The sequence below is a fragment of the Glycomyces sp. NPDC048151 genome, assembly GCF_043202775.1.
Lineage (GTDB): Bacteria > Actinomycetota > Actinomycetes > Mycobacteriales > Micromonosporaceae > Glycomyces.
In genome coordinates, this window is record NZ_JBIDBB010000006.1 from 336,287 (window position 1) to 347,776 (window position 11,490).

An 11,490-nucleotide genomic window follows, 5' to 3' on the forward strand; every position below is an offset into this window, starting at 1 on the left:
CAACACTTTCTTCGGAGGGCCGCCCCCATGCCGCGAACCGCACTTCGCAGGAGACGCCTCGGCGTCGCCGTACTCACCGCGCTGACACTCGGCGCCGCCGCCGCGGCGCCCGCCGCGCAGGCCCAGGACGAGGAGCCCACGGACCTCATCACCAACGGCGACTTCGCCTCCGGCACCAGCGGCTGGTGGACCACCGCCAACCTCACCGGCGCCGTCGCCGACGGCGAGTGGTGCGTCGACGTGCCCGGCGGCACCGCCAACGCCTGGGACGCCATCGTCGGCCAGGACGGCCTGCCGCTGGTCACCGGCGAATCGTACGAGCTGCGCTTCACCGCCCGCGCCTCCAGCGCGGTCAGCGTGCGCGCCCTCGTGCAGCGCCCGGTCGACCCCTGGCCGACCGCTGTCGAGGAGTTCCCGGTGCTCTCCAGCGAGGCGCAGGACTTCAGCTACGCCTTCACCGCCAGCGCCGACTGGACCGACGCGCAGCTCGCGTTCCAGATCGGCCGCCACGCCGAGCCGTGGCAGTTCTGCCTATCGGAGGTCCAGTTGCTCACCGGAGCCGAACCGCCCGTGTACGAGCCCGACACCGGGCCGCGCGTGCGTGTGAACCAGGTCGGGTACCTCCCCGACGGCCCCAAGCGGGCCACCCTCGTGACCGACGCAGCCGGCGCCGTCCCGTGGCAGCTCCACGACGCCGAGGGAACCCTTGTGGCCCAAGGCGAGTCGTCGCCGCACGGCGCGGAGCCCACCTCGGGCGAGTCCGTGCACGTGATCGACTTCTCCAGCGCGGCCGCCACCGGCGAGGGCTTCACCCTGACCGCCGACGGCGAGACCTCCTACCCGTTCGCGATCGGCGGGAACCCCTATCGGGACCTCGCGGTCGACGCCATGTCGTTCTACTACCCGCAGCGCTCAGGCATCGCCATCGACGACGCGATCGCGCCGGGATACGGCCGCGAGGCCGGGCACGTCGACATCGCTCCCAACCAGGGCGACGGGGCCGTGCCCTGCTACGCCGACGCGTGCGACTACACGCTCGACGTGACCGGCGGCTGGTACGACGCGGGCGACCACGGCAAGTACGTCGTCAACGGCGGCATCTCCGTCGCGCAGCTCATGTCCGTGTACGAGCGGGCCCTCCACGCCCCCACCGGCGACGCGGGCCTCCTCGGCGACGGGACCCTCCGCATCCCCGAGCACGGCGACGGCGTGCCCGACGTGCTCGACGAAGCGCGCTGGGAGATGGAGTTCCTGCTCTCCATGCAGGTCCCTGCGGGCGAGGAACTGGCGGGCATGGCCCACCACAAGATCCACGACGAGAACTGGACCGGCCTGCCGCTCATGCCCGCCGACGACCCGCAGCCGCGCTACCTGCAGCCGCCGTCGACCGCCGCGACGCTCAACCTCGCCGCCGCCGCCGCGCAGGCAGCGCGCCTCTTCGCTCCTTACGACGCCGCGTTCGCGGCCGAGTGCCGCGAGGCCGCCGAGACCGCCTGGGCCGCGGCCCTGGCGCACCCGGACGTGTACGCGCCCGACACCAGCCCCGCCGGAGGCGGGCCCTACGGCGACTCCGACGTCACCGACGAGTTCTACTGGGCCGCGACGGAGCTGTACCTGACCACCGGCGCCAAGACCTACGAGGAGCACCTGCTCGCCTCGAAGCTGCACGACGCCGACTCCTTCGGCCCCGGCGCGTTCCACTGGGGCAGCGTCGCCGCGCTCGCCAAGCTCGACCTGGCGCTGGTCCCGAACGCGCTGCCGGGCCGCGACGAGATCGTCGCCCAGGTCGTCGCCGGCGCGGACAACTACCTGGAGCTGCAGGCGGCGAGCCCGTGGGGGCTGTCCTACGGTTCCAACGGGACCTTCGACTGGGGCTCCAACAGCGCCGTGCTCAACGAGCTCGTCGTCGTGGCCACGGCCTTCGACCTCACCGGCGAGGCGCAGTACCGCGACGGCGTCCTCACGGGCCTGGACTACATCCTGGGCCGCAACGCCCTCGGCAACTCCTACGTGACCGGCTACGGCTCGCACGACTCGCGCAACATGCACAGCCGCTGGTACGCCAACCAGCTCGACCCGAGCCTGCCGAACCCGCCCGCCGGGACCCTCGCGGGCGGCCCGAACTCGGTCACGGGCACGTGGGACCCGGTCGCGCAGCGCTGGCTCACCGGGTGCGCGCCGCAGCGGTGCTACATCGACGACATCGGCTCGTGGGCCACCAACGAGCTGACGATCAACTGGAACGCCCCGCTCGCGCAGATCGCGAACTTCGCGGCCGAGCAGGCCGGTTCGGTCACGGCGACCCCGTCGTGCGAGGTCGAGTACCGCATCAACGGCCAGTGGCCGGGCGGGTTCAACGCGCAGATCCTCGTCACCAACACCGGTGACACGCCGCTGCAGGACGTCTCGCTCGAATGGGCGCTGCCGACCGGCCAGTCCATCGTCCACTCGTGGAGCGTGGCGCTGGTCCAGGAAGGCCACACGGTGACCGCGACCGACGTCGCCGGGGGCCTGGAGCTGAAGCCGGGCCGGACGTTCACGTTCGGGTTCATCGGGAGCAAGGACGCCCGCACCGCGGTCGCGCCCGCGTCGGTGACCTGCTCGGCCGCTTAGGAGGAAGCCGACGGGGCGGCCACCGGATCACGGTGGCCGCCCCGAGGCGTAGGTGCGGAGTCTGCTGGGACCACTAGTGGTGGTGGTGATCCTTGTGCTTGCCCCAGTTGCAGACCTTGTCGACATCCGAGGTGCCGAGGAGGCCGAGGCTGGCGGCGTTGCTCCAGTCCCAGTTGAGCGCGCAGATGTTCGAGGCGACGTTGACGCCGTTCGGGTTCTGGTCCCAGCCGTTGCACAGGTAGGTCACGTCGCTCTTGGCGACGTTGAGCAGGCTGATGACGTCGCCGCTCCAGTTGCCGATGCACAGGTTCGACAGGAAGTTGACCCCGCCGAAGTCCTTCGGGTCGTACTCGTAGCTGCCCTCGACCACGGGAGCAGTGGACTCGGCCGCCATGGCGGGGGCTGCCATGCCGACGGCCATGATGCCGGCGGCCGCAGCTGCGACCGCGGTCTTTGCGATAAAGCGAATCACTGTCACCTCTCAGTACTCGGTGTCGGTCTTGACCCTTTTGTGCTGGGTCGGCCACGAATATAACCACCGATCCGAGTCGCAAATGGAGAATCGCGAAACCCGCCGAAATCCTTGCGGCACTTCACCCGTGCGTGTCGATTACGCATGGGACGCTCACGAATCCGGGCCCGTGCGTCACAGGGCCAGCCACGGCTCGACCGCGATCGCCGCCGCCGTCCCGGTGAGCATCGCCGGGCCGTACGGGAAGTCCCGCCGCCGCATCGCCAGGACCGCGGCCGCCTGCGCGCCGCCGAGAAGGGCGGTGGCGGCGAACGCGATCGCCGCCGCTTCCCAAGCGGCCCAGCCGAGCACGAGCCCGAGCAGGCCCGCGAGCTTCACGTCGCCGTAGCCGACCTGGCCGGCCGCGCAGCCGATGCCGTACAGCGCCATGGCGATCAGGGCGCACAGGACGGCCCTCAGCATCGCGTCGTGATCGCCCGTGGCGATCAGGAGCGCTCCCGCGAGCGGGTACGCGGGGAGCACGAGCAGGTCGGGCAGCCGCCGCTGGTAGACGTCGATCCACCCGGCGGCGACGCCGACGAGGGCGACCGTGCCGAGTGCGAAGCCGTGCAGGAGTCCGTCTGCGCGCCAGGCGATCAGCAGGGCCGCGGCGAGGCTCACGGCCTTGACGAGCCGCGGGTCCGGATGCCGGTCGGTGGCCAGGGCGACGCAGCGGCCGAGGCCCGGACCGGCGAGGAGCGCGGCCGTGGCCGCGCCGATGTAGAGAGCACCGGGGAAGAGCACGCTGCGATGCTCGCATCGCGTTGCGCCCGAATACGGGAGCGACGCGGCCGAGTTCGGCCGCGTCGCACTCGTATGTCGTTTTCGCTTGCGCCGCTGGGAGACCAGCGGTCATCCCCCGGCACGAACCGGCCGCGCCCGGTTCGCGTCCGCGGCGATGTCGGACCCTTGTGGGAGAGTCGTCTTATTTACACGGCTGGTCGGAGGTGGATGCGGGTGGGAAGGGGCATGCCCTATATAGCCCGAGACGGCGCCGAGGCCTTCGGCCCCGGCGCCGCCGCTCGCGCTTACCGCTTCGCGGCGGCCGCCTTCCGGCCGTTGCCGGCCTTGGCGCGGCGGGCCGCGGCGCCGTCGGTCTTGCCTTTGCCGTCCATGCCGAGGAGCGGGCGCAGGTACGTCCCGGTGTGGCTCGCCGCGATGGCCGCGACCTCCTCCGGGGTACCGGCCGCGACGAGGGTCCCGCCCTTGTCGCCGCCCTCGGGGCCGAGGTCGATGACCCAGTCCGAGCACTTGATCACCTCGAGGTTGTGCTCGATGGTGATCACCGTGTTGCCCTTGTCGACCAGGCCGTCGAGCACGCCCAGGAGCTTGCGCACGTCCTCGAAGTGCAGACCCGTGGTCGGCTCGTCGAGGATGTACACCGTCTTGCCGGTCGAGCGCTTCTGCAGCTCCGAAGCGAGCTTCACGCGCTGCGCCTCGCCGCCCGACAGGGTGGGCGCGGGCTGGCCGAGCCGCACGTAGCCGAGGCCGACGTCGTTGAGCGTCTTCAGGTGCCGGTGGATCGTCTGGATCGGCTCGAAGAACTCGGCGGCCTCCTCGATCGGCATGTCGAGCACGTCCGAGATGGTCTTGCCCCGGTAGTGGACCTTGAGCGTGTCGCGGTTGTAGCGGGCCCCGCCGCACTCCTCGCACGGCACGTACACGTCCGGCAGGAAGTTCATCTCGATCTTCAGCGTGCCGTCGCCCGAGCAGGCCTCGCAGCGGCCGCCCTTGACGTTGAACGAGAACCGGCCCGGACCCCAGCCGCGCACCTTCGCCTCGGGCGTGCCCGAGAAGAGCTTGCGGACCTTGTCGAACACGCCCGTGTAAGTCGCCGGGTTCGAGCGCGGCGTGCGCCCGATCGGCGACTGGTCGACCCCGACGACCTTGTCCACGCCGTCGATGCCGGTGATCGTGCGGTGGCGGCCCGCGACGATCTTCGCACCGTTGACCTCCGCTGCGAGCGTGTTGTACAGGATCTCGTTGACGAGCGTCGACTTGCCGGAACCGGACACGCCGGTGACCGACACCAGGCACCCCATCGGGAACGCCGCGTCGATGCCCTTGAGGTTGTTCTCCCTGGCGCCCTTGACGACCAGCTCGCGGCCGTGGTCGGCCGGGCGGCGCTGCTCCGGCACCGGGATGTGCCTGCGGCCCGAGACGTAGTCGCCGGTGATCGAGCCCTCGGCGTCCGTGAGACCGGCGACCGGCCCGGAGTAGATGACGTGCCCGCCGTGCTCGCCCGCACCGGGACCGATGTCGACGATGTGGTCGGCCACGCGGATCGTGTCCTCGTCGTGCTCGACGACGATGAGCGTGTTCCCCAGGTCCCGCAGACGCTCCAGGGTCGCGATGAGCCGGTTGTTGTCGCGCTGGTGCAGGCCGATCGACGGCTCGTCCAACACGTAGAGGACGCCCACGAGCCCCGCGCCGATCTGCGTGGCCAGGCGGATGCGCTGGGCCTCGCCGCCCGAGAGGCTCCCGGCGGCGCGCGCGAGCGTCAGGTAGTCCAGGCCGACGTCGAGCAGGAACCGCAGACGGGCCTTCACCTCCTTGACGATCGGCGCGGCGATGATCGAGTCGCGGTTCGAGAGCTTCAGCGCGTCGAAGAACACCGCGCAGTCGGCCACCGAGAGGGTGCAGACCTCGTGGATCGACAGGCCCTCGACCGTGACGGCCAGGACCTCGGGCTTGAGCCGCGTGCCCTCGCACGTGGAGCACGGGATCTCCCGCATGAACTGCTCGTACTTCTCGCGGGTCCACTCGGAGTCGGTCTCGTGGTGGCGGCGCTCGACCCACGGCACGACGCCTTCGAAGCGCGTCTCGTAGGACCGGCGCTGACCGCGCTTGTTGCGGTAGGAGACCTGGAGGGTCTCGTCGTAGCCGTAGAGGACCGCCTTCTGCGCCCGGTCGGGCAGGTCGGCCCAGGGCGTGTCGACGTCGAAGCCGACCGCCTCGCCGAGCGCGACGATCTGGAACAGGAAGTAGTCGCCCATGCCGACCGAGGACCAGGGCGCGAGCGCGCCGTCCCGGATCGTCGACTCCTGGTCGCGGATGACCAGGTCGGGGTCGACCTCCTTGCGCACGCCGAGGCCGTGGCACACCGGGCAGGCGCCGAACGGCGCGTTGAACGAGAAGGTGCGCGGCTCGAGCTCGTCGAGCGAGAGCGGGTGGTCGTTGGGGCACGCGAGCTTCTCGGAGAAGCGGCGGGTGCGCTCCGGGTCGCCCTCGGCGACGTCGACGAAGTCGAGCACCACGACCCCGTCGGCGAGCGCCAGCGCGGACTCGACCGAGTCGGTGACGCGCTGGACCGAGGAGGCCTTGACGGCGAGGCGGTCGACGACCACTTCGATGTCGTGCTTCTCCTGCTTCTTCAGCTTGGGGACGTCGGTGAGGGCGTAGACCTCGCCGTCGACGCGGGCGCGGGCGTAGCCCTGCTGCTGGAGGTCGCCGAAGAGGTCGACGAACTCGCCCTTGCGCTTGCGCACCACCGGGGCCAGGACCTGGAAGCGGGTGCCCTCGGGCATGGCCATGATCTGGTCGGTGATCTGCTGGGGCGACTGGCTGACGATGGCCTCGCCGCACTGCGGGCAGTGGGGGACGCCGACGCGGGCGTAGAGGAGCCGCAGGTAGTCGTAGATCTCGGTGATGGTGCCCACCGTCGACCGCGGGTTGCGGGAGGTGGACTTCTGGTCGATCGAGACGGCCGGGGAGAGGCCTTCGATGAAGTCGACGTCGGGCTTGTCCATCTGGCCGAGGAACTGCCGGGCGTAGGCCGAGAGCGATTCGACGTAGCGGCGCTGGCCTTCGGCGAAGATCGTGTCGAAGGCCAGGGAGGACTTGCCCGAGCCGGACAGGCCGGTGAAGACGATGAGCGAGTCACGGGGGAGGTCGAGGTCGACGTTCTTGAGGTTGTGCTCGCGCGCGCCGCGCACGACGATGGTGCCGGACGGATGCTGCTTGTTGTCGTTCAGAAGGTGCTCGTTGGCCACGGTGGGAATCTAACGTTCGGGTCCGACAGTTCTGGGAGCCCCGCTGTTCGAACGGGGGCCGCCCTACGAGGCTACTCCCCCGCACGGTGCGAATTCGCACGCCGATGTGACCTTTAACTCACCCTTTGCGCAGTGGAGAGGGCAGTCGAAAGCGGGCCCGGACGGTTGTCCGGACCCGCCCCCGATGGCAGGAATCAAGCCTTGTGGGCGACCTCAGTCGAAGCGGTAGAGGTCGTAGTCGTCCATGATGCCGATGAGCTTGTTCGCGTACTCGGGATCGGTGGCGTAGCCGGCCTTGTGGATCTCGCGGGCGAAGCGCTTGGGGTCGTCGGCGTGGTCCATGGCGGTGTCGTAGCGGGACCAGTTGGCGAGCAGGTCGCCGTGGTCGCGGTAGGAGTCGGCGACGTTGGCGTAGGCGCGGAAGGTCGCGTCCATGTCGAAGCAGCCGCCGGTGGGGCTGCATTCGAAGGTGGCGTAGTCGCGGCAGCCGATGGCGTGGTCGCCGGGCGAGCCGAAGCACTTCATGCCGAACAGGTTGTGGTCCTCGCGGGCGAGGGCGCCTTTGCCCCAGCCGGATTCGAGGATCGCCTGCGCGATGGTGACGGAGGCGGGGACGCCGGTGGAGCGGTCGCTGGCCTGGGCGGCGGGCGCGTGTGCGTTGATGAATCCGGTGGTGCCGCCGCGCGGGACGGACGGGGCGTCCTGGCCGCACCAGGGCAGCCACGGTTCTCCGGCGCTCCAGTTGATGTAGGCGGCGGAGACGTAGCGCTTGTCGCCGATGCGGTACCAGGCGCCCGTCTTGCGGGCGGTGCCGTCGACCTCCTGGCCCCAGACCTGGCACTGGACGGCGATGCCGGTGCCGTTGGCGAAGGCGCCCTGGCGTCCGGCGGTGGAGTTCGCGGCGGAGCGGACGTTGAGCTCGCCGCCCTTGGTGCTGACGGTGGCGTTCGTGGCGTTCTTGCTGGCGGCGGAGCACCAGGGCACGGGCTGCGCGGGCGACCAGGTGACGTACGCGTCGGAGATCCAGCGGTCCTTGCCGATGCGCAGCCACGTGGAGGAGGTGCGGACGTAGCCGCTGATCTCCTCGCCGCGGACCATGCAGAACACCTCGGGGTTGGCGCCCTTGGCGAGGGTCCCGGCGGTCTTCTGGTCGGTGGCCGGGCCGGTGCGGACGTTGAGCGTGCCGCCTTCGGTGGCGATGATCGCACCGGTGATCTTGGCCTGGCCGGGGACCGCGCCGACGAGGATCGCCCCGGCGGCGAGCGCGAGAACCATAACGAATCGGATGGCTATATGGAATACGCCCATAAGCGGCAGTCTAGGTAACGAAGGATTTTCTGTCATTGAAAGGAGCAATGTGAACACTCTTCGGCCCGCAGGGCGGATTTCTGGTGTCGTCGATCACCTGGGTTGACGCCAGGTCCGTCTCGTGCTTAAGCGACAATGGTCGTCGTGTCTACACGCTCTGATCTGCGAAACATCGCCATCGTCGCCCACGTCGACCACGGCAAGACCACGCTCGTCGACGCCATGCTCAAGCAGGCGGGCGCCTTCCGCGAGGGCGCGGCCGTCGACGACCGCGTCATGGACTCGGGTGACCTTGAACGCGAGAAGGGCATCACGATCCTCGCGAAGAACACCGCGGTCCACTACGCCAACCCGGCCGACGGCTCCGAGATGGTCATCAACATCATCGACACGCCCGGCCACGCCGACTTCGGCGGCGAGGTCGAGCGCGGCCTGTCCATGGTGGACGCCGTGGTGCTCCTGGTCGACGCCTCGGAGGGTCCGCTCCCGCAGACCCGCTTCGTGCTCCGCAAGGCGCTCACCGCGCGCCTGCCGGTCATCCTGTGCATCAACAAGACCGACCGCCCGGACGCCCGCATCGACGAGGTCGTCAACGAGACCTACGACCTGTTCCTGGACCTGGACGCCGACGAGGACCAGATCGAGTTCCCGATCGTCTACGCCTGCGCCCGCGACGGCGTCGCCTCGCTGAACAAGCCCAAGGACGGCACCGTCCCCGAGGACTCGGACTCGCTGAAGCCGTTCTTCGACACCATCATCGAGCACGTCCCGGCTCCCGAGTACGACGAGGCGAAGCCGCTCCAGGCCCACGTCACCAACCTCGACGCCGACAACTTCCTCGGCCGCATCGCGCTGTGCCGCGTCATGGAGGGCGAGCTGCGCAAGGGCCAGACCGTCACCTGGATCAAGCGCGACGGCACCCAGCAGAACGTGCGCATCACCGAGCTGATGATGACCGAGGCGCTCACCCGCAAGCCCGCCGAGAAGGCCGGCCCCGGCGACATCTGCGCCATCGCGGGCATCCCGGACATCATGATCGGCGAGACCCTCGCCGACCCGGAGAACCCGATCGCGCTGCCGCTCATCACCGTCGACGAGCCCGCGATCTCGATGACCATCGGCACCAACACCTCGCCGCTGGTCGGCAAGGGCGGCAAGGGCCACAAGGTCACCGCGCGCCTGGTGAAGGACCGCCTCGACCGCGAGCTCATCGGCAACGTCTCGCTCCGCGTGCTCCCGACCGAGCGCCCCGACGCCTGGGAGGTGCAGGGCCGCGGCGAGCTGGCCCTGGCGATCCTGGTCGAGCAGATGCGCCGCGAGGGCTTCGAGCTCACCGTCGGCAAGCCCGAGGTCGTCACCAAGCAGGTCGACGGCAAGACCTTCGAGCCGGTCGAGCGCCTGACCATCGACTCCCCCGAGGAGCACCTGGGCGCGATCACCCAGCTCATGGCGACCCGCAAGGGCCGCATGGAGACCATGACGAACCACGGTTCGGGCTGGATCCGCATGGAGTGGCTCGTGCCCTCCCGCGGCCTCATCGGCTTCCGCACCGAGTTCCTGACGCAGACCCGCGGCACCGGCATCGCGCACTCGATCTACGAGAAGCACGAGCCGTGGTTCGGGAAGCTCCAGACGCGCAACAACGGCTCGCTCGTGGCCGACCGCGCCGGGGCCGTCACCGCGTTCGCGATGATCAACCTGCAGGAGCGCGGCACGCTGTTCGTGGGCCCGACCACCGAGGTGTACGAGGGCATGATCGTCGGCGAGAACTCGCGCTCCGACGACATGGACGTCAACATCACCAAGGAGAAGAAGCTCACCAACATGCGCGCCGCCTCGGCGGACTCGACCGAGAACGTGGTCCCGCCGCGCGCGCTGTCGCTGGAGCAGTCCCTGGAGTTCTGCCGCGAGGACGAGTGCGTGGAGATCACCCCGGACACCGTCCGCATCCGCAAGGTCGTCCTGGACCAGAAGGAGCGCGGCCGCAGCGCCTCGAAGGCCAAGCACGACAAGTAGACCGTTGACGAGAGCGGGGCCCGACCATCCGGTCGGGCCCCGCTCTCGTCTTACCTAGTCCTCGTCGCGCTTGTTGCGCTCGGCCAAGCTCTACTTGTCGTCCTCACCTCGCTGGCGCTCGGCGAGGAAGTGCTCGAAGGCCGCGCCGAGCTCGTCGGCGGTGGGCATCCGGCCGTCCTGGAGCATCTCGTCGGCCTCGGCGGCCTCGGAGAACGAGTCGTACTGCTCCTCAAGGGATTTCACCACGTCGGCGACCTCGTCGGACTCGGCGACCTGCTCGGCGATGTCCGAGTCCACTTGGGCGCGTTCGAGTTCCAGCTCCTCGTCGGAGGGCAGGTCGAGGCCGGTGGCCTCGCGGATGCCCTCGAGGAGGCGGAGCGTGGCGGCCGGGTACGTCATCTGCATGACGTAGTGCGGCACGTGCACCGAGAGGCCGATCGCATCGCGACCGGACTCGCCCAGGCGGTACTCGAGGAGGCCCGCGGCGTTGCCGGGGACGGTGACCTCGTTGAACACCGGGCGGTTGTCGAAGACGAGTTCGGGCCGGGTGGCGTGCACCGTCATGCCGAGCGGCCGGGTGTGCGGCACCCCCATCGGGATGCCCTGGAAGCCCAGGGTGAGCGGCACGTGCCAGTGCTCGACCAGGTCCTCCACGGAGTCCACGAAGCGTTCCCACGCGAAGTCGGGCTCGGGGCCCGTCATGAGCAGGAACGGCTTGTCCGAGGCGTCCCGCATCAGGTACACGACCAGTTGCGGGGCCTCGAAGTCGGACCAGCGGTCGATCGAGAACGTGAGGTTGGGCCGCCGGGACCGGTAGTCGATGAGCTGGTCGACGTCGAACGACGCGACCGGGGTGTGCTCGCAGGTCTTGAACAGGTGGTCCACCACCCCGCGACCCGCTTGGCCTGCGTCCATGAACCCGTCGAGGAAGTGCAGCAGCACCGCTCCCCGCGCCTCGGCCGGTTCCGCCAGGACCTCGCACAGTGCCCAAGGGTCAACGTTCAAAACAATCGGCTCCTTCTTCCTTGACGCCTTCGATGCTAACGCCCG

At 69.7% G+C, this 11,490-nt stretch carries 7 protein-coding genes; 2 read left to right on the forward strand and 5 right to left on the reverse strand.

Annotated features, from left to right (window positions below; genetic code table 11):
- Nucleotides 1-27 precede the first annotated feature (27 nt).
- On the forward strand, nt 28-2,613 hold the full coding sequence (locus ACGGCP_RS16720) for a glycoside hydrolase family 9 protein (RefSeq protein ID WP_392966979.1): 2,586 nt from the start codon (nt 28-30) through the stop codon (nt 2,611-2,613).
- Nucleotides 2,614-2,686: 73 nt separating this feature from the next.
- On the opposite strand, the gene ACGGCP_RS16725 is transcribed toward ACGGCP_RS16720, so the two are convergent.
- The 4 genes from ACGGCP_RS16725 to gsmA form a co-directional block, all read right to left on the reverse strand.
- On the reverse strand, nt 2,687-3,022 hold the full coding sequence (locus ACGGCP_RS16725) for a hypothetical protein (RefSeq protein WP_392966981.1): 336 nt from the start codon (nt 3,020-3,022) through the stop codon (nt 2,687-2,689).
- 237 nt (nt 3,023-3,259) lie between these two features.
- Entirely contained in the window at nt 3,260-3,868 is a 609-nt protein-coding gene (locus ACGGCP_RS16730) for a prepilin peptidase (protein WP_392966983.1), read from the reverse strand.
- A gap of 284 nt (nt 3,869-4,152) precedes the next feature.
- Nucleotides 4,153-7,065: an excinuclease ABC subunit UvrA gene (gene uvrA / locus ACGGCP_RS16735; RefSeq protein ID WP_392967288.1), complete on the reverse strand. Its 2,913-nt coding sequence runs from the start codon at nt 7,063-7,065 to the stop codon at nt 4,153-4,155.
- A 264-nt stretch (nt 7,066-7,329) separates the two neighbouring features.
- Entirely contained in the window at nt 7,330-8,391 is a 1,062-nt protein-coding gene (gene gsmA, locus ACGGCP_RS16740; protein ID WP_392966984.1) for a sporangiospore maturation cell wall hydrolase GsmA, read from the reverse strand.
- Between the two features lie 177 nt (nt 8,392-8,568).
- On the opposite strand from gsmA, the gene typA reads away from it, so the two are divergent.
- On the forward strand, nt 8,569-10,440 hold the full coding sequence (typA, locus tag ACGGCP_RS16745; RefSeq protein ID WP_392966986.1) for a translational GTPase TypA: 1,872 nt from the start codon (nt 8,569-8,571) through the stop codon (nt 10,438-10,440).
- A gap of 90 nt (nt 10,441-10,530) precedes the next feature.
- Here typA and ACGGCP_RS16750 read toward each other — a convergent pair whose 3' ends face one another.
- Nucleotides 10,531-11,445 (reverse strand): proteasome assembly chaperone family protein, encoded by a 915-nt coding sequence (locus ACGGCP_RS16750; RefSeq protein WP_392966988.1) that lies wholly within the window; start codon nt 11,443-11,445, stop codon nt 10,531-10,533.
- Nucleotides 11,446-11,490 lie beyond the last annotated feature (45 nt).